Origin of the sequence: Desulfovibrio sp. SGI.230 (assembly GCF_050313065.1) — a bacterium.
Taxonomy (GTDB): Bacteria; Desulfobacterota; Desulfovibrionia; order Desulfovibrionales; family Desulfovibrionaceae; genus Desulfovibrio.
In genome coordinates, this window is sequence record NZ_JBNPKS010000009.1 from 60045 (window position 1) to 81721 (window position 21677).

Genomic DNA, 21677 nt, shown 5'->3' on the forward strand with positions numbered 1-21677 from the left:
GCCGCAGGACAGAAAGTCATGGACAGCATGAACATCACTGACGAAGCGATCGCCGTCATCGGCATGAGCTGCCGTTTTCCCGGTGCTCCCGACCTCGACGGATACTGGCGCAACCTTTGCGAAGGCAAGGTCAGCGTGACCTTCCTGGACCGGAAAGACCTTGCCGCAGCGGGCGTGGATCACGGCCTGCTGCGCGACCCGAACTACGTCCCGGCGACCTACAGCCTGGGGGACATCGACAAATTCGACGCAGCCTTTTTCGGCTATGCCGGCAGCGAGGCGGAAAAGATCGACCCGCAGCAGCGCACCTTCCTGGAATGCGCCTGGGAATCGCTGGAGGATGCCGGATATACGCCCCTGCCCGGCGGCGGTCTGGAAGGCAAGAGCGTCGGCGTTTTTGCAGGCAGCCGCATCAGTGCCTATCTGGAACATGCGTGCCGCGGCCTGAAAGCCGGGAACGGTGCCGAAGCCTTCCAGTGCCTGGTGGGCAACGACAAGGATTACCTGTGCTCGCGCGTCTCCTACAAGCTGAACCTGAACGGGCCCAGCCTGTGCGTGCAGACGGCCTGCTCCAGCTCGCTTTCCGCCGTGCACGTGGCCTGCGAGAACCTGCGCAGCGGCGCGTGCGACATGGCCCTGGCCGGAGGGGTGGCCATCGATGTGCCCCAGGAGAAAGGTTACTTGTTCCAGGAAGGCATGATCTTCTCCCGTGACGGCTACTGCCGCCCCTTTGACAAAAATGCCTCGGGCACGGTCTTTTCCGGCGGGGCGGGCGTCGTCGTCCTGAAACGGCTGGCAGATGCCCTGCGCGACCGCGACCACATCTATGCCGTGGTGCTGGCCTCCGTAGTCAACAATGACGGTTCCCGGCGGGTGGGCTATACCGCGCCCGGCGAATTCGGCCAGACCGCCGTCATCGGCGAGGCGATCTCCCTCTCGGGACTTTCCGCGCGTGATATCGGCCTTGTCGAAAGCCACGGCACCGGGACGGCCCTCGGCGACCCCATCGAATTCGCCGCCCTGGGCAAGGCCTTTGGCCATTTCACGCAGGACAGGGGCTTCTGCGCCCTCGGCGCGGTCAAGGCCAACATCGGCCATGCCGATGCCGCGTCGGGCATCGCCAGTTTCATCAAGGCCGTCATGGCCGTCCATACCGGCCACATTCCGCCCCACCCCCTGTTCGAGGAAGCCAATCCGGCCCTGGACCTCGACGCCAGCCCTTTCTACATCAACACGGCCCTTGCGGACTGGAAGGATGCGGAAAGACCACGCGCCGCCGGGATCAGCTCCTTCGGCATCGGCGGGTCCAACGCCCATGCCGTCATCATGCAGGCTCCTGAAGAGCCGGTGAATTCCCGCCACCTGCCTGACGGCACGCCGGATCTTTTCGTCCTTTCGTCGCGCACCGGGACCATGCTGCGTGCCCTTGCCGGACGCATGGCCCGAGCGCTGGAGGCCCCGTCCGCCTCCCTTGCCGACATCTGCTTCACGGCCAGGGCCTCACGCAGCCAGGACAAGGTCCGGCTGGCCGTCCGCGCCACCTCGACCGGCGCGCTCCGGGAGGCTTTGCACGCCTTTGCCCGGGGCGGGATGCCCGAGGGGATGCTGCTTTCCGGACATACGGAGGCGCGGGACGTGCCCGGCGACCTCATGGATGACGGACTCCAGCGGGTGGCCCTGGCCTACATGGCCGGTGACGACAAGGCATTGGACGCCCTCCAGGAAAAAGCCCTGCTTCTGGGCGCCCGTCGCGTCCGGCTTCCCCTGACTCCCTTCCAGCGCCGCCGCTTCTGGCCTGAAGAAGACAGCACCGGCACGGATGGCACCGGCCGTGAAGCCCTCTCCCATCCCGTGTGGCGCGAACGCTTCACAACTGCGGAAGGAAAGATCCTTTACGGGGGCCGCCTTGGCGGCAAGGAACTGGAACGCATGCGGGAACACCGGGTAGCGGGCAGGAGCATCGCCCCGGGCAGCCTGCTCCTCGAGCTCCTGCGCGCGGCCGCCGCCCGGGAATACGGCGCGGACTGCGGTCTCGGTCATGTGGCCCTGCTTCGTCCCCTGCCGCTGGACGGGGACCGGGACGTCTTTTTCCAGCTCATCCTGGAAGGCGACAGGGAACGGGGCGTCATGGAGCTCTTCACCTCTACCGCCCCCGAAGCGCCCGGGGCCTGGCACAGGACCGCGCGAGCCGGCATCGAAGGCCCGGCATGCTCCATGCCTGCGGCGGCACCGGCAAGCGACGAGGACATGCCCGAGGACATAGCGGCCTATTATGCCGCCATGCAGGGCCTTGGCGTCTCGTACGGGCCTTCCTTCCGCCTGTTGCGGGAGATCCGCAGCGGCCGGGGCAGGGCCTGGACCCGTGTCTCCTCCGGCAACTCCAACGACGGTTGGGGCTGGGATCCCGCCCTGCTGGACGCCTGCCTGCAGGGTGTGCTCTCCTGCATCCCCCAGCAGGACAGGGATACGGACAGGATCTTCGTCCCGGCGGGTTGCCGGCATCTGGACCTGCCGGAACAGTGCCCCGCTGATGTGCAGGTCATGCTGGAGCTGCGGGAAAGCCCGGCCGGGGATCCCGGCGATACGGGCACGTTCCTGCTGGACGTCAGCCTTTTCGACGGCAACGGCGAAGCCGTCGGTCGCATGGAAGGCCTGCGCATGAGTGCCCTGCCGTCTGAAAGCGTCGAGGAAGAGGCCGGTTCCCCGGAGGCCGCCCGTTACGCTGTCCGCTGGATCGAGGGGGAACAGCTCCCCGGCCGGGCCCGGCTGGACGGGCGCTGGCTCGTACTGGCAGATCCCGGCCCCCTGGCCGAGGCACTTGCGGCGCGCCTGGAATCTGACGGCTGCCACTGCCGCGTCCTTTCCCATGCGGAACGGGACGGCCTTCCTGCGGCTCTGGATGCCCTTGCTGACGGACAGGGCCGCCTGCATGTGGTGGATGCCTGGCCCCTGGGCGTCCCGGGCATGGCTGATCCTGACGGGACCTATGACCGCAGCGTGCTGCCCCTGCTGGAGATCGTCCGGCAGGCGCGGGCACGGGACATGGAGGCCCGCCTCGATCTCGTGACCCTCACAAGCGGGACTTTCGGCCCCGACATTGCGGCCGACGCCCATGAGCGGCCGTTGCCCGGCCAGTCCCTCGTCTGGGGCCTCGGCCCGGTAGTGTGCATGGAGCATCCCGCCCTGCGCGTGCGCCTCATGGATCTCCAGCACCCGGAGGCCGACGATACCCTGTTCCGGGCCCTTGCCTGCGAAGACGGGGAAGACCGTCAGGCCTTGCGTGACGGCCGCCGCCTCCTGCCCCGCCTTGAAAGGGCGGACGACGGCCGGGACGACGGAGCGACAGGCCCCCGGGCCCTCGTCATGGAAGGTCCCGGTCTCGACAACCTGCGCTGGCAGCCGCTGGAACGCCGCTCCCCGGAAGCGGGCGAGGTGGAAGTGGCCCTTGCGGCCTCCAGCCTCAACTTCCGTGACGTCATGATGGTCATGGGCATCTACCCCGGCGAAGAGACCGCCGTGGGCAGTGACGGGGCCGGCATCGTCACCGCTGTGGGTGACGGCGTCTCCGGTATCCAGGTAGGGGATCGCGTGGCGGTCAGCGCCTATGGTTGCCTGCGGACCCACATCACCCTGCCTGCCGCCATGACCTGCCCCCTGCCCGCGGACATCTCGTTCGAACAGGCCGCCGCGCTGCCCGTCGCCTACATCACGGCCTGCTACGGCCTTGAGGAGCTTGCCGGCATCCGCGCCGGACAGACCGTCCTCATCCACGCGGCCTCCGGCGGTGTGGGACTCGCCGCCATGGCAGTGTGCCGCAGGGCCGGTGCCCGCATCTTCGCCACGGCAGGCACCCCGGCCAAACGGGAGCTGGTCCGATCGCTCGGGGCGGAACTGGTCATGGATTCCCGTTCCACCGCCTTCGCCCAGGAAGTCCTGGATGCCACCGGCGGCAGGGGGGTGGACATCATCCTCAACTCCCTGGCCGGCGAGACGCAGGAAGCCTCCTTCACGCTGGTGGCGGACAATGGCTGCTTCGTGGAGCTGGGCAAGAGCGGTCTGCGCCAGGCGGGCGACTACCGGACCGGACGCGGCCTCATGCGCTACCGTCCTTTGGATCTAGTGGAGCTGGGACGCGACCGGCCCGACCTGATGGCCGGGATCTTCCGGCGTGCCATGCGGGGATGCGCCCGGGGAGAGCTGGCCCTGCTGCCGGTCACGGTCTTTGCCGCCGACCGCCATGACGCTGCTTTCCGGCACATGATGCAGGCGCGCCACACGGGCAAGATCATCCTGCGCTGGCCCGCCGCCGTCCAAACCGGGCATCCCGCATGCTCCGGCACGGAACTGGTGAGCGGCGGCCTGGGCGGGATAGCCCTGCGCCTGTGCGCCGACCGCGTACGCCGGGGCTGCCGTCACCTGCTGTTGCTGGCCCGCCGCCAGCCTGCGGCGGAGGAAGCGGCCCTGCTGGAAGACCTGCGGCAACAGGGCTGCACTGTCCGTCTGGCCCTGGCCGACGTGTCCGACAGCAGCGCCCTGCGACATGCCGTGGACTCCGCCCTGAAAGACATGCCGCCTCTGAAGCGCATCTGGCACCTGGCCGGGACGCTGGATGACGACAGGCTCCTCCGCCTCGATGCGTCGCGCTTCAAACGGGTCCTCGCCCCCAAGGCGGAGGGCGCCTGGAACCTGCACCGGCTCTCGCTGGACCACCAGCTGGAAGCCTTCGTCCTGTTCTCCTCCACGGCCTCCTTCCTCGGCCCCATGGGCATGGGCAACTACGCGGCGGCCAATGCCTTCCTTGACGAGCTCGCGCTGTACCGCCGCCATCTGGGCCTGCCCGCCCTCAGCATCAACTGGGGCGCCTTCCGTGATGCCGGCATGGCCGCACGTCAGGCCGACCTCCGCACCCTTTCCCGTTTAGGCATCCATACCGTTGCGCCCGAGGAAGGCTTTGCCGTCATGGAACGCCTCCTCTCCCGCGACGTGTGCAGGGCCGCCGTGCTGCATATGGACTGGCCCCGCTATGCCGCAGGCTACGACAGCGACCGTTTGCCGCCCCTGCTGCGATCGCTCTGCCCCGCCACAGCGGACGACAGCGAAGCCTCCGTATCGCCCGAAGCGGACAGCGCGGGCCGGGACAGCCGGGATGCCGTCATGCGGGCCGTCCGTGCCAAGGTGGCGACCATCCTGCGGACCGACGCCGCGAGCCTGCCCGGCGATGCCAACCTTATCGAGCTGGGCGTGGACAGCCTGCTGGCCCTGGACCTGTTCCAGTCGCTGGAAAAGCAGTTCCGCATCCGGGTGGACCGCAGCCTGCTGTTCAAGGAGCCTACCATCGATGCCCTGGCCTCCCGGATCGCCTCCCTGCTCGACGCCGGGAAAAGGGCTCAGGACGGGGACCTGCCCGTCATCCTTCCCGACAGCGCCGCCCGTCATGAGCCCTTCCCGCTCATGGACATGCAACAGGCCTACTGGGTGGGCCGGACAGGCGCCCTCGTGCTGGGCAATGTCTCCTGCCACGTCTATCTCGAGCTGGAAACGGAGGATCTGGACCTTCCCCGCTGGGAGGCCTGCTGGAACAGACTGATCCGGCATCACGACATGCTGCGCTGCGTCATCATGGAGGACGGACGGCAACGCATCCTGCCCGAGGTGCCGCCCTTCACCGTCACGGTACAGGACGCGACGGGCCTGGATGCCGGGGCTGCCGAACAAATGGTGCTGGAATGCCGGGAACGCATGGGGCATGAAGTGCTCTCCGCGAAGGAATGGCCCCTGTTCCGTGTGGCCGCCACCCGGATGCCGGGCGGTCCCATCCGCCTGCACATCAGCCTGGACCTGCTGGTAGCCGACCTGCACAGCATGAACCTGATGATGAACGGGCTCGAAAGCCTCTACCGGTATCCTGAACGGGAACCGGCCCCCCTGGACCTTTCGTTCCGGGACTATGTGCTGGCACTGGAAGCCTTCAGGAAGAGCCCGCGCTACCGGAAGGACAAAGAATACTGGCTGGAGCGTGTCGCCGCCCTGCCGCCCGCGCCGGACCTGCCCCTGGCCGTCACGCCCGCGCAGGTGGAGCGCCCGCGCTTCGTCCGCCATGCGGCGCAGCTCGACCGGAAGACCTGGGCGGACCTGCGCCAAAAGGCCGCCGCGCACGAGCTGACGGTCTCCGGCCTGCTGCTGGCCTGCTATGCCGAGGTGCTGGCCCGCTGGAGCAGCCGGGACGAGTTCACTCTCAATGTCACGCTTTTCAACCGGCTGCCCCTGCATCCCGAAGTCGGGGAGATCGTGGGCGACTTCACGTCCGTGAGCCTGCTTGCCTGCTCTTTCGACGGCACGGCATCCTTCCTCCGGCGCGCACGGACCCTGCAGGCCCAGCTGTGGGCCGACATGGATCACAGCACCTTCTCCGGCGTGGAGGTCATCCGCGAATGGAGCAGATGCACGGGCCGTTCCAGCGCCGACATCATCCCCATCGTCTTCACCAGTACCATCGGCTTCGGCGACGAGCACGGCACCCATCCGGCCCTGCGCACGTTCGGGCGCATGGTCTACAACATCACGCAGACGCCGCAAGTCTGGATCGACCATCAGGTCCGCGAGGTGGACGATTGCCTTGAGTTCAACTGGGATGCCGTGGACGAACTCTTCCCCGAAGGGCTCGTGGACAGCATGTTTTCCGCCTATTGTCGCCTGCTCCGGATGCTGGCCCGGGACGACAGGATCTGGCACCAGACCCATTTGCCCCTGCTGCCGCAGGAACAGCTGGGACGCCGCCGCACGGCCAACGCCACGACCCGGGAGTTCCCCCATGCGGGCCGCGGGACGCTGGACAGCCTTTTTGCCCGTTCCCTGCGAGATGCCCCCGGGGCCCTGGCCCTGGCGGACGGCGATCTTTGCCTGAGCTACCGGGATCTGGGCAGGGCTGCCGAGGCCCTTTGCGGCAGGCTCATGGCCCGGGGCTGCGGCCAGGGCAGCCTTGTGGCCGTCGTCAGCAACGGCGGCTGGGAAGAAGCGGTCGCGGCCCTGGCCGTGAGCAGTGCCGGAGCCGCCTACATGCCCGTGGATGCCGCTGTCCCCCCTGCCCGCCTCAAGCATCTGCTCGAATATTCCGGGGCCGGGGCCGTCCTGGTGCAGCGCCGCCATGCGTCCCTGCCCTGGCCCGCGGGCCTGCCCGTCATGGTCATGGATGAGGATTTATTGAAATCGAATTCCGAATTTGATTTCGAAAGATGCGTCAGCCGTCCTGACGCGCTGGCCTACGTCATCCACACTTCGGGCTCCACGGGCGCTCCCAAGGGGGTCATGATCCGCCACGAACGCGCCGTCAACACCATCAGGGCCGTCAACGAACTGACCGGGCTGCGGTCTTCGGACAGGGTCCTTGCCCTTTCGCGCTTCACCTTCGACCTGTCCGTCTGGGACATGTTCGGCCTGCTCGGCGCGGGCGGGGCCCTGGTCCTGCCGGATCCCGCCAGACGTCTGGAAGCAGCCCACTGGCTGGAGCTGATGCACCGGCATCAGGTGAGCATCTGGAACAGCGTCCCCCCCTTCCTCCAGATCCTTGCCGCCCATCTGGAGCATCATCCCGCTGCCCTGCCGCCCTTGCGCTGCGCCCTGCTCAGCGGGGACTGGATCCCCCTGGGCCTGCCCGGACGCATCAGGGCCTTCTGGCCGGAGCTGCGGCTCTTCAGCCTCGGCGGCGCCACAGAAGCTTCCATCTGGTCCAATTTCTTCCCCGTGGAAGACGTCCTGCCGCAATGGAAGAGCATCCCTTACGGCAAACCGCTGGCCAACCAGAGGTTCTTCATCCTCGACCGCCACGGTAGCGACTGCCCGGACTGGGTCCCCGGCGAATTGCACATCGCCGGTGACGGTCTTGCCGACGGGTACCTCAAGGATCCCGAACGCACGGCCGAGCGCTTCATACGCCACCCCGGCACAGGGGAAGACCTCTACGCCACCGGTGACCTGGGCTGCTACATGCCCGACGGCAATATCGAATTCCTCGGCCGTCAGGACAATCAAGTCAAGATCAACGGTTACCGGGTCGAGCTGGGCGAGGTGGAGAACACCCTCATGGAGCATCCTTTCGTGGAACAGGCCGCCGCCCTGACGGTCAGGGGCAGGCAGGCGGGCCAGGTGCTGGCCGCTTTCGTGGCCTGCCGGCCCGGCACGTCTCCGGCGCCGGAAGAGCTCCAGCAATGGCTGGCGGAGCGTCTGCCCTCCTTCCTGGTCCCCGGCATGATCCTGATGCGGGAAAGCCTTCCCCTGACCAGCTCCGGCAAAGTCGACAGGAAGAGCCTCGTACTCGACCCCGACCAGGAACTCCCCCGGATGAAGGGGGCACAGCCCGGATCTGAGACGGAACGGCTGGTGGCCGGAGCCATCGCGCATGTCCTGGGCCGCGACGACATAAGCATCGACAGCCGCTTCTTCGAAATGGGCCTGAGTTCCCTTGATCTTGTCGCCGTACAGGCCGCCCTCGGGGAACGCCTGGGCACGGATATCCCGCTCATGACCCTGCTCGAGCACACCAGCATCCGTGCACTGGCAGCCTGGCTGGACAACAGGACGCCGCGCACGACCGCGCAAGAGATATCCGCGCCGGAAGGCGGCGGGAGCGCCTCCGCCTTCGACCGCGGCATGGACCGGGCCGAACGGCGCATGCGCACCCGCTCCAGGCAACGGACCGGACGCTGATCCTTTCACCAACCCTTCAAAAGCGCCATGCGCACGAGGCATGCCATGCATCCACAAACGAACAAGGTCCCGGAGAACGCCATCGCCGTCATCGGCATGGACTGCCGGTTCCCCGGTGCCAATGATACCCGGCAATTCTGGAAAAACCTCGTCAGCGGGACCGAGTCCATCACCTTTTTCACGGACGACGAATTGCGCGGGGCAGGCATCCATCCGGAGACCATAGCCGACCCCACCTATGTCAGGGCCGCGGGCATCATGGAAGATGCGGAACTGTTCGATGCCGCCTTCTTCGGCTACACCCCGACAGAAGCCATCTGCATCGACCCCCAGCAATGCCAGTTCCTGCAGACCTGCTGGCACGCCCTGGAGGATGCCGGTTACAATCCCTATACCTATCCCGGCGCCGTCGCCGTCTTCGGCGGCACGCGCCTGAGCACCTACTACGTCAACTATATGTGCGCCGACCTGGCGGACTACGGCACGGCGCGCTTCATGCAGGGCCATATCGGTACGGACCGCGACCATCTGTGCACCCGCGTCTCCTACAAGCTCAACCTGCGGGGCCCGGCCTTCAACCTGCAATGCGCCTGCTCCACTTCCCTCGTCAGCGTGCATCTGGCCTGCCAGAGCCTGCTCAACGGCGAGTGCGACATGGCCCTTGCCGGCGCCAGCGGCATCGACATCCCGCAGGAGCACGGCCATTTTTACCAGGAAGGCATGATCTTTTCGCCTGACGGGCATTGCCGCCCCTATGACGCCCAGGCGGAAGGCATCGTCTCAGGCAACGGCGTGGGCGTCGTGCTACTCAAACGCCTGGAAGACGCCCTGCGCGACCGCGACGACATCCACGCGGTCATCCTGGGGACGGCCATCAACAACGACGGCAATTCCAAGGTCGCCTATTCCGCGCCCAGCCTCGAAGGCCAGAGCGAAGTCATCGCCGAGGCCCTGGGCGTCAGCGGCGTCGATCCCGCCACCATCGCCTATGTGGAAGGGCATGGTACCGGCACCTATCTCGGTGACCCGCTGGAGGTCGAGGCCCTGAACCGCATCTACTCCCGCAACAACCCCGCACGCGGTTATTGCGCTCTGGGATCGGTCAAGAGCAACGTCGGCCATCTGGAAGTGGCGGCGGGGGTGGCCAGCCTCATCAAGGCCATCCTTTCCATCAAGCACGCCCGGATTGCCCCTACCTGCCATTTCAACAGCCCCAACCCCCGTATCGATTTCGCGTCCACCCCCTTCTTCGTCAACAAGACGGCCATCGACTGGCCGCAGGGCTTCTCCCCCCGGCGTGCCGCCGTCAGCTCTTTCGGTGTGGGCGGGACCAATGCCCACCTGATCCTCGAGGAAGCGCCGCAGCGGGAAAGCTCCCGCAGTGCGGGGGCTGCCGCCAACCCTCTGATGGTGGTCTCCGCCAGGAGCGAAAAGGCCCTGAAGGAACTGGCAGGACGCTATGGGGAATTCCTGGCCGGACAGGATGCCGACGGTCTCGATCTGGCCGACTTCTGCCATACCACACAGGAAGGCCGGGAACATCACGCCGTCCGTCTCGCCGTGGTAGGCGAGAGCCTGGAAGAACTGCGCTCCGGCCTTGATGCGGCGATGACGCACGAGGAGTGGACCACCACGAACACGGGCGACGAACACAGGCCCGTTTTCCTCTTCACCGGTCAGGGGGCGCAACGTTCGGGCATGGGGAAGGAACTCTACCAGGCGCAGCCGTGCTTCCGTGCGGAGCTCGACCGCTGCGCCCGCCTTTTCGACCCTCTGCTGCCCGAGCCCCTGCTGCGCGTCATGTGGGACGCCGACAAGGCCGCGCTGCTCGACAACACCGCCTTCACCCAGCCGGCCCTGTTCAGTCTGGAATATGCCCTTGCCCGGATGTGGCAGTCCTTCGGTATCCAGCCTCTGGCCGCTGCCGGGCACAGCATCGGTGAATATGTGGCCGCGACCCTGGCAGGCGTGTTCAGCCTGGAGGATGCCGCACGTCTTGTGGCCGCACGGGGGCGCCTCATCGCCTCCCTGCCCGCCGGGGGCGGCATGAGCGCCGTGCTGGCCTCCGAAAAGGACGTCCTCGCCCTGCTCGCCGCCTGCGGCACGCCGGAACGGACAGGCATCGCTGCCGTCAACGGCTCCACGCAGACCGTCCTGTCGGGCCCGCTGGAAGACCTTGCCCGCATCGCCGACAAGGCCGGGAGCCTGGGCATCAGCATCCGCCACCTGCCGGTCTCCCATGCCTTCCATTCTTCCCTGATGGATCCCATCCTCGACGACTTCGCCCGTGTGGCCGAAAGCATCGCCTATGACGCCCCCGGCCTGCCCGTGGTCAGCAATGTCACCGGCCGGCTGGTCGGGCCTGCCGAGATCTCCGGGGCCGACTACTGGGTGCGGCATATCCGCTCCACCGTGCGCTTTTTCGACGGCTTCCGCACGCTGCGGGACATGGCTCCCGCGGCCTGGCTGGAGCTGGGCCCGTCCGGCGTGCTGACGGCCCTCTGCCGCCGCGAGCAGGCCCTGGAGAACAGCGGGGAAGACGGCGTCTGGGTCGCCGCCATGCATGCCGGGACCCCGGAATGGCGCCAGACATGCGAGGCCCTGGCCGCCCTCTACCGCAGTGGAGCGGATGTGGACTGGGCAGCATTTGCCCAGGACCAGCACTGGGGCCGCCTCCACCTGCCCCTCTACCCCTTCCAGGGGGAACGCCACTGGGTGGACGACTCGTTCCGCGGCATAGCCAGCGGAAGCACCGCCGCCCCGGCCGCCTCGCAGGACGACATCTGGCAGCGCCTGACCCGGGCTGCCGAATCCGCCTCCGGCGCTGAAGACGACCGCCCCGACGGCACCGAATACCGGGAGCATGCCCGGATGATCGAGACCTTCTGCTCCGGCTATGCCCTCGAGGCCCTGACGGATCTGGGGGCCTTCCCGGATGAGGGCTTCCATACCGCCCGGGACATCGCCGCACGCATAGGCCTGCCGGAACGGTACGACCAGCTTCTTCCGCGCCTGCTGGAGAACCTGGCCGAACAAGGCCTCCTGGCCCGTGACGCCGCCGGCTCTTACGGCCGCCCGGCCGCTCCGGACAGGGATCTCAGGGATCGTGTGACCAGCCTGCTCGACCGGCAGGAGGCCTCCGGCCTCTCTGACCGTCAATCATAGGAAACATGGAGAAATGACCATGCCACAAGGATGCCATGAAAAACGTCAGGACCTTGTCCTGGACAACATCCCGCTGCTCTCGTTCATGAAACGCTGCGGCGAGAATTTCCGCGAGATACTGGGAGGCCGCAAGGATCCCAGACAGGTCATGTTCCCCGGCGGCAATCCTGACGCCGTGGAGAGCATCTACCAGGATACCCCGCAAAGCCGTTATTATAACGGGATCATGGCCAGGAGCCTGAAGGCTCTTGCCGATGCCCTGCCCATGGACCGCGCCCTCTCCATCCTGGAGATCGGCGCCGGCACGGGCGGGACGACCTCGGCCCTGCTGCCCGTCCTGCCCGCAGGACGCACCCGTTATGTCTATACGGACGTCTCCCCCCTGTTCACGGCCCGGGCCCGGGACCGCTTCGCCGCCTTCCCCTTCGTGGAATATGCCACGCTGGACATCAGCCGCGACCCGTTCCTTCAGGGCTTCCATGCCGACGAGTTCGATATCGTCGTCTGCGCCAATGTCCTGCACGCCACTGCCGACCTGACCGCCGCCCTGCGCCACATCAGCGCCGTGCTGGCCGCGGACGGCCTGCTCCTCCTGCGGGAGATCACCCTGCCCCGGCCGGCCATGGGCTTCGAGATATCCTTTGGCTGCCTGCTCGACAAACTGCGTGACGGGGAACTGCGCGGCGACAATCCCTTCCTGACCGCCGAGGGCTGGACCCGCCTGCTGGACACGGAAGGATTCGACAGGACGGCCTGCTACCCTGCCCCCGCCGACGGCGACCTTGACGAACATGTCATCATCGCCCGCAACGGCAACGGCAGCCGCCAGGCCTTCAGTACCGGGATCGCGCCCGCCCGGACGGACGCACCGGACGAAGACGACACGGGCCATATCCTGCTGGGACGGCGCCTCTCCTCCCCCCTGGCCGTGAGCCAGTATACGGCGGCGGTGAGCGGCACCCTGCAACCCTTCCTGGCCCAGCACCGCGTTTTCGACATCGTGGTCGTTCCGGGCACGGCGCATTTCGACCTGGCCGCCGCCGCGGGCATGGATCATTTCGGTACGGACCGTATCCGGCTCGAGAATGTGGTGCTGCGCGAGGCCCTCATGCTCGACGAAGGCGAACGCACCGTACAGGTCCTTGTCTCTCCCACGGAAAACGGGGCCGATTTCGAGATCTTCAGCCGGGGCGCCGGGCAAGGACAGGGGGAATGGCACCAGCATGTCTCCGGCCAGCTCGCCCCCGCCCACGAGCGCTCTGCCGAAAACGTCGACCTGGACCGCCTGCGTGAAGGTTGCGACGAGGTGGACGTACAGGCCTTTTACGAAAAATTCGATGCCTACGGGGCCGTGCAGTACGGTCCGGCCTTCCGCAGCCTGCGGCGCCTGTGGCGCACCCGGGGCGGAGCTGTGGCCGAAGTGGCCCTGGACAGCGCCGAACGCGGCAAAAAAGGCGGTTTCATCATCCACCCGGCCCTGCTCGACAGTTGCCTGCAAAGCATGGTCGCCGCTCTTGCCGCCACCGAGGATGACCTCACGGGCGACGGTTTCATGCCGTTCAGCGTGGAAAAAGTCATCTTCCACGGGCGTGCGCCCGAAACGGTCTGGTGCCGGGCCGTCATGAAGGAAGGCGACAGCTTCCGGCAGGAGATGTTCTCTGCCAGTTTCACCATCTTCACCCCCGAAGGCGAGCCCGTTTGCGAGATCGTCAACCTTACCATGCGCCGTACCAACAAGGAGACGCTGGAACTGCTCAAGGCCGGGCAGCGGCAGCATACCGACCTGTGCTATGACGTGGTCTGGCGCCAGGCCCTGATGCCGGAAGCCGGGGACGCTGCCGGGCACTGGCTCATCCTGGCCGGTCGCGATACGGATTTTGCCCGTGCCCTCGCCCGTTCGCTGGAACAGCAGGGCGCTACGGCCATGCTCGCGGCCTGCGCCGGTACGGGACATCCTGACGACATGGCTGCCGTCGATCCCGGCGATGCCGATGCCTTCGCCCGCCTGATCCGCGACTGGCGGCAGGGCGGTACGCCCCGGGGCGTCGTGTTCCTCTGGGGCCTGGACTGCTACGAGACCGACTTCCTGGGCAGCGGCGGCGAAGCTCCCTTCAAGAACCATACGGCCCAGGCCTTCCTGCATCTGGCCCAGGCTCTGGCGGCACAGGAGGACGGCCCGTCCGTGCGCCTGGCCGTGCTGACCTGCCAGGCACAGGCCGCCCGCGCTTCGGATCAGCCCGTCCCCGCTCAAAGCCTGCTCTGGGGCCTGGAAAAATCCGTGGCCAACGAACTGGGCAACATCGCGCCGGTCATCATCGACATGGACCCCGTGGCCGCTCCCGAGGCCCAGCTTCCCACTCTGTGCGGCCTGCTGACCGCCCGCGGATACAAGGAAGACAAGCTGGCCCTGCGCGGCGGCAGCCTGCTGGCCCCCCGTCTGGTACGCGGCCTGCCTGCCGCCCGCCAGGTGCGCAACGCCCCGCTGGCCCGTCCCGAAACGCAGGCCTACCATCTGGATCTCGGCGGCGCGGGCATCGAGAACATCCGGGTCGCCCCGCTGCAGCGGCGTCTTCCCGGGCCCGGCGAGATCGAGATCGCGGCCGAAGCCTACGGCATGAACTTCCAGAACGTCATGGTAGCCATGGGCGTGGCCGACAAGATCAGGACCCTGGTGCTCGACTGCGCGGGCACGGTCTCCGCCGTTGGTGAAGGCGTGACCCGCTTCAGCCCCGGCGACCGGGTCTTCACCACCGTGTACGGCCCCTTCGCTTCCCACGTCTATGCCCGGGAAGCCTTTGCGGCCTCCATACCGGAAGGCATGCCGTTCACCGACGCTGCGGTGATCCCCACCGTCTTCATGACCGCCTGGCAGGCGCTCGTCCATGCGGCACGCCTCCAGCCCGGCGAACGGGTGTTGCTGCACTCGGCCACAGGGGGCGTGGGCCTTGCCGCCATCCAGATCGCCAGGGCACGCGGCGCGGTCATCCTTGCCACGGCGGGCACGGAGCGCAAACGCGCCCTGCTGCGCTCCATGGGTATAGAGCACGTCTTCTCCTCGCGCTCCACGGCCTTCGAATCCCGGGTCCTCAAGGCCACGGGCGGACAGGGCGTGCACGTGGTCCTCAACTTCCTTACCGGCGAGCTGGCCGACAGCAGCATGCGCTGCCTGACGGAAGGCGGCCGTTTCATCGAGATCGGCAAGACCGATCTGCGCACGCCCGCACAGGTGGCGGCCATCCGGAACGATATCGAATACCACATCGTCGACCTTGAAAAACTGGGCAAGGAGGACGAGGCGCAGATGCGCGGCATCTTCGCCGCCGTCATGGAAGGTTTTGCCGCCGGGCACTACACCCCCATAGCCCGGCGCGTCTTCACCATGGATGCCGCCAGGGACGCCTTCCGCTACATGCTCGAAGGACGCCATATCGGCAAGGTCGTCGTACGCAACGACTTTGCCCCCAGGCACGAAGGCATCCGCCGGGAGGCGGCCTATCTCGTCACTGGTGGCCTGAGCGACCTGGGCCTGGCGCTGGCCGCCCACCTGGCTGCCCGCGGTGCCGGACAGGTATGGCTGCTGGGACGCCGCCTGCCTGAGGCCGGTTCCGCCGGCGCGGCCGCGGTGGAAAAGATAGCCGCAACAGGATGCGATGTCCGCCTCCTGCAAGTGGACGTGACGGACAGGGCCGCCCTGGCCGAGGCGTTCGGCACGCATCTGCTGCCCTCTGCCATGCCGCTGGCGGGCGTCTTCCATCTGGCCGGCCTGCTGGACGACGCGCCCCTGTCCCGTCTCGACTGGGCCCGCTTCAATACCGTCCTCTCCCCCAAGGTGGACGGCAGCTGGTTCCTGCATGAACTGACACGCGATCTGGCGCTCGACCACTTCGTGGTCTTCTCCTCCATCGCCTCGGTCTTCGGTACGCACGGCCAGGCCAACCACGTGGCCGCCAACACGTTCATGGACGCCCTCGTGGCTGCCCGCCGCGCTGACTTCCTCCCCGGCCTCAGCATCAACTGGGGAGCCTGGGGCGAGCTGGGGACCGTGGTGCGTCTGGGCATCCTCGACCGCATCCGCCAGCAGGGCGTAGAGGGCTTCGATACGGCCACAGGACTTGCCGTCCTCGACAGGCTCATGGCGTCCGGCGAGGGGAGCAAGGTCGTCACCCGCATGGACTGGAACCGGATGCTGCCCATCCTGCAGGCCACTGCCGGCGCCGCCATGTACGAAGAGCTCCGGCACAGCCCCGCCGCCGCTGCCGCCCGCCCGGCCGAGACCGCGGGCAACAGCAGGCTTGCCGCGGAACTGCGCGCCCTTCCCATGAGCGGAAGGGAAGAACGGTTGCGCGCCTATCTCAAGAAAGAGATCGCCGGTTTCCTGCGCCTCGAAGAGGATGCCATCCCCGAGGATGTCAACCTGACCAGCCTGGGCATGGATTCGCTCATCAGTCTCGACCTGTTCCAGCGTATCAGCCGGGATCTGAAGATCCGCATCGCGCCGCACGAAGTCTCCGCCACGCCTACGGTGCAGGCCATGGCGGCCAGGTTCGCCCGTGACCTCGGCCCGGCCTCCGGCGAAGAGGAAACGGCACCGGCCGTGCAGTCCGGCCCCCCCGCCACGAAGGAGGAAGGCACCGGCCTTTCGGCCCTGCTCGTCCCCGCGCCGGAAGAGGCTTTCGAGCCCTTCCCTCTCTCGGACATGCAGCAGGCCTACTGGATAGGCCGCGACCAGTCCGGCCTGGCCCTCGGCGGCGTCAGCTGCCACTTCTACTTCGAAGCCCAGGCACGGGGCCTGGACGCCGACCGCTATGAAGAGGCCTGGAACCGTCTCATCCTCCGCCAGCCCATGCTGCGTACGATCATCCTCGACGGCGAACGCCAGCAGGTGCTGGAGAAAGTCCCGCACTACACCATCCGGCGGCATGACCTGCGCCAGAGCTCCCCGGAGGAAGCCGCGGCCCACTTCGAGCGCATCCGCATGGAGATGTCCCACGAAGTCCTGGACGTGGGCCGCTGGCCCAACTTCCGGGTGGAGGTTTCCCTGCTGCCCGATGATGCCTTGCGCATCCACCTCAGCTTCGACCTTATCCTGAGCGATTTCCACGGCATCAGCCAGATGCTCGCCGAGCTCTCGCTCATCTACAATGGCCAGGAGGACAAGCTCCCTGTGCTGGACATCACCTTCCGGGACTACCGTCTGGCCGAGGAACGCTACAGGGCCACCGGGATCTATGCCAGGGACCGCGACTACTGGCTCGCCCGTCTGGATGACCTGCCCGCCGCGCCGCGGCTGCCGCTGGCCACCAGCCCTGCCGCCATCGACCGCCCCGTCTTCAGCCGCAGGATGACGACCCTCGACAAGGAGACCTGGCAGCGCATCAAACAGCGCGGCGACGCCCGCGGCCTGGCCCCCACGGCCGTGGCCCTGGCGACCTTCGCCGAAGTTCTGGGGTGCTGGAGCGAAGAAAAGCGCTTCTGCATCAATCTGACCCTGTTCAACCGCCTGCCCCTGCATCGCCAGGTCAATGCCCTGGTCGGCGAATTCACCTCCAACAGCCTCCTGGCGGTGGACCTGACGCAGGGCGGGAGCTTCGAGACCCGGGCTGGACGGCTGTGGAGCCGCCTGTGGGACGACATGGAACACCGTTCCTTCAGCGGCATCCGCGTCCTGCGCGAACTGGGCCGCAGACGCGGCACGGCGGCGGGCATCATGCCCGTGATCTTCACCAGCGCCCTGTCCATGGAAGCCTCTTCCGGCACCTTTGCCCTCGGGCAGATGGGGCACGAGGTCTACAGCATCTCCCAGACCCCGCAGGTCTGGCTCGACCATCAGCTGTTCGAAGTGGACGGCGAGCTGCGCATCGTCTTCGACTATGTACGCGATCTCTTCCCTGACGGGATGATCGATGCCATGTTCGAAGCCTACGCCGAGGCCCTGCGCCGCCTTTCCCGTGACGACGCGGCCTGGGGCGATGCCGTGCCGGTACGCCTCCCGGCATCGCAGCTTGCCGTACGCGCGGCGGTCAACGATACGGCCCTGGACATGCCCGGCGAGCCCATGTTCGCCCCCTTCCTGCGCATGGCGGGGTCCCGGCCTGATGCCACCGCCGTCATCAGTGCGGACAGGACCCTCTCCTACGGCGAGACCGAACGCCTGAGCCGCTCCCTGGCCCGGGAACTGGACGCGGCCGGGGTACGGCATGGCGACCGGGTCGCCGTCCTCCTGCCCAGAGGCTGGGAACAGGTCGTGGCCGTCCTGGGCATCCAGCGCGCCGGGGCCGCCTATCTGCCGCTGGACACCGGCCAGCCCGATGCCCGTATCGCCACCATCCTGGCCGATGCCGGCGTGCGTGTCGTCGTGGGCCGTTCGGACGCCGCGCCCCTGCCTGAAGGCATCCGCCTCGTGGCGGCAGACCTGCTGGCCGAAGCGGGCGAGGACGAGCTCCCGCCGCAGGTGGACATCGCCCCCGACGATCTTGCCTACATCATCTACACCTCGGGCTCCACGGGGACGCCCAAGGGGGTCATGATCTCCCACAGGGCGGCCATGAACACCATCCTTGACGTCAACCGGCGGTACGGCGTGGATGCCGGGGACCGCATCCTCGCCCTCGCCCGGCTGTCGTTCGACCTTTCCGTGTACGACATCTTCGGCCTGCTGGCAGCCGGCGGCGCCGTCGTCATCCCGGACGAGGAAGAGAGCCTGCAGCCCCAGGCCTGGGTCCGGCTGCTGCATGAGCACCGGGTCAGCCTGTGGAACTCCGTCCCGGCCCTCGGCCAGCTGCTGGCGGATGCCGCGGCCGAAGGGGAAGGACAGCCCCTGCCCCTTCGCCTGGCCATCTTCAGCGGCGACTGGATCCCGCAGTCCCTGCCGCCGCGCCTGAAGCAGCTCGTCCCGGGCATCCGGGTCATGGCCATGGGCGGCGCCACCGAGGCCTCCATCTGGTCCAACTTCCACGAGACGGGCCCGGACGATGCCCGCTGGGCCTCCGTGCCTTACGGAAGACCGCTGGCCAACCAGGCCTTCGCCGTCCTGGATGACCGTCTCCAGCCGCGTCCCGACTGGGTCGCCGGAGACCTTTACATCAGCGGAGACGGCCTGGCCCTCGGTTACTGGAACGATCCCGAAAAGACGGCCGGGGCCTTCCTGCCGGCCGGGGACGGGCATCCCCGCCTCTACCGCACGGGAGACACGGCACGCTACCACGACGACGGCACCCTCGAATTCCTCGGCCGCAAGGACGAGCAGGTGAAGATCCACGGCTACCGCGTGGAACCGGGCGAGATCGAATCCGTGCTCAAAGCCCATCCTGCGGTGAACAATGCGGCCGTCCTGCTCCACAAGGGCGCGGAAGGCGAGCTGTCGCTGGCAGCCTATGTGGAAGCCGATCCCGGACACCGGGGCGAGATCGTGCGGGAAGAACGCGCCGCAAGCCGTCTGGAGGACGGGCTCCCGCTCCGGGCGGACGGCCGGGAAGGCCTTGACGAGGAACGCTTCCTGCCTGTCTGGGACAAGATGAAGGAACTCTATGCGGCTGCCGTCACCGCGGCCCTGGAAGAGCTCGGCTTTTTCGGGCACGGCTACCGTGACACGGAGACCTTCCTGCACGACAGCGGCATCAGTCCCCGCTACGGGCGCTGGCTGGCGCGGGCCGTGAAGGCCCTGCACGATTTGGGCCTCGCGGACAGGGACGGGGACGGCGTATGGCAGCGTCGCGGCACGGCTCCCGACAGGGAAGCCTGCCTGGCCTTCTGCGCCGACAGGGCCGGAGAACTGGGCTACAGCCCGCAGGAGATGGCCCTGCTGGCCCGCACCGTGCGCGAGCTCCCCGCCATCCTCAGGGAAGACGTGCACTCGGCGGAATTCTACACGTCCGCGGAAGTGCCCGGCTTCTACCAGAAGATCTTCGGCGCCAGCAACCGGCTGACGGCGGATCTGGTGACCGGGCTGGCGGCGGCTTCCGGGAACGGTTTCCGCATCCTCGAAGTCGGCGGCGGCTACGGCACCGTGACGCGCTTCGTCCTGCCCGGCCTGCCGGACAACGGCGTGACCTATGACTTCACGGATATCTCCCCCTTCTTCCTGAACAGGGCCCGCGAGGAGTTCGCCGGTTATCCCTTCGTCAACTACCGTCTGCTGGACCTTGATGAGGATCCCCGCCTCATGGGCTTCGAGCCGCATGGCTATGACCTCATCCTTGCGGGCAATGTCCTGCATGACGCGGCAGACATCAGGCGGAGCCTGAAGTACCTGGCGGGCCTGCTCAAGCCGTCCGGGATCCTGCTCATGCAGGAGGAGACCGTCTTCCAGCTGCCCTTCGACCTGAGCATGGGGCTCCAGCAGGGCTTCGACAGCGCCCGGGACGAGGAATTCCGTCCCGAGCAGCCGCTGCTGACCCGTGAACTGTGGACGAAGGCGCTGACGGAGGCGGGCCTTTCCCGGCCGTCCTTCCTGATGCCCCCCGCCTCCCTGGAAAGCCGTCTGGGGCTGGAGGTCATCCTCAGCGAAGGCCCGTCGTCCGTGGCACGCTTCACGCCCCGTCCTCTGGAAGACCATCTGCGCGGGCACCTGCCTGCCTGGATGATCCCCGTCTCGTGGACGCTGCTGGACAGGATGCCCCTGACCCGCAACGGCAAGGTGGACAGGAAACGCCTGTCAGGCGGTGCCGTACGGCAGCGCCCCCGTACGGGCGTCACCGCCCGGACCAGGACGGAACAGGCCGTGGCCGCCATCTGGAAAAACGTCCTCAGGGTGGACGACGTGGGCGTGACGGACAGCTTCTTCCTGAGCGGTGGGGACTCCCTCTCCGCTTTCCAGCTGCTCCGGCAGCTGGAGCGGGAGTTCGGTTGCCGTCTGACCCTGCGTGACCTGCTGCAGGCCCCCACCGTGGCCGCACAGGCCGCCCTCGTGGACCACAGGGCCCCGGGTGCCTCTGCCGGCGAACTGGTCTGCCTGCATGACGCTGACGGCCCCGCGACCGTGTGCATGATGCATCCCGTGGAAGGCCTCGTGAACGCCTATGCCCCGCTGGCCGCCAAGCTCGGAGAGGTCTCCTTCCATGCCCTCCAGAGCGCCGGCCTCGATGGTGGTCCCCTGCGTACCGCCTTCCCGGACATGGTCACCGCGGCCCTGGAGGCCGTGGAGGGGCTCCCGCGGCCCCTGCTGCTGGGCGGATGGTCCATGGGGGCCTTCCTGGCCTGGGAAACGGCCCGCCGTCTGCTGGCCGGCGGCCAGGGAGAACACCTGCTGCCGCTGGTCCTGCTCGATCCGCCTTCAAAGCCCGCCTGGGACAGCCTCTATGACAGCCGCGCCCATGATCCTGCCGCCCTGCTCGGGCTGGTGGCCCCCGCGCCCCAAAAGGCCCTTGCGGCCCTGGGCATGAGCGAAGGGGACCTGGCCGCACTGGACGCCCCCGCACGGGCCCGCGTCCTGGCCGAGGCCCTGCGCAGCAGCGGACAGCTTGCCGTGGAAAAGGACGACCTGGAAATGGCCGGACGGGTCATGGAGATCATCGACGCCAACCTCAGGGCCCTGCGCTCCTATGCGCCGCAGCCCCTGGAAGGCCTGCCCGTGCTCTACGTCCGCAGCAACAGCATGGAAGAGGACGACGCCCGCACGGCCTACTGGCGCGGACTGGCGGGATCGGGCTTCGAGGAGCTGGCCGTGGATGCCGACCACTGGAACCTGCTCCATGATCCCGGCAGCGTGGATGCCATCGCCGCCAGACTGGCCCGTCTACTGAAAAAACACGCCTAACCGGTCTGCCCGTGCCGGGGACGACCCGGCACGGGCAGCATGACGACAAGGAGGA

At 67.6% G+C, this 21677-nt stretch carries 3 protein-coding genes; all 3 read left to right on the forward strand.

What is annotated here, in order from left to right; genetic code table 11:
- Window positions 1-18: 18 nt before the first annotated feature.
- Genes ACQRAG_RS08485 through ACQRAG_RS08495 form a run of 3 tightly spaced genes read left to right on the forward strand, consistent with a single transcriptional unit; the run spans window position 19 to window position 21622 of the window.
- Complete coding sequence (locus tag ACQRAG_RS08485) at window positions 19-8703, forward strand: amino acid adenylation domain-containing protein (protein WP_427803614.1); 8685 nt, start codon at window positions 19-21, stop codon at window positions 8701-8703.
- A 45-nt stretch (window positions 8704-8748) separates the two neighbouring features.
- On the forward strand, window positions 8749-11868 hold the full coding sequence (locus tag ACQRAG_RS08490) for a type I polyketide synthase (protein WP_427803615.1): 3120 nt from the start codon (window positions 8749-8751) through the stop codon (window positions 11866-11868).
- 19 nt (window positions 11869-11887) lie between these two features.
- Entirely contained in the window at window positions 11888-21622 is a 9735-nt protein-coding gene (locus ACQRAG_RS08495; RefSeq protein WP_427803616.1) for an amino acid adenylation domain-containing protein, read from the forward strand.
- The last annotated feature ends 55 nt before the right edge of the window (window positions 21623-21677 follow it).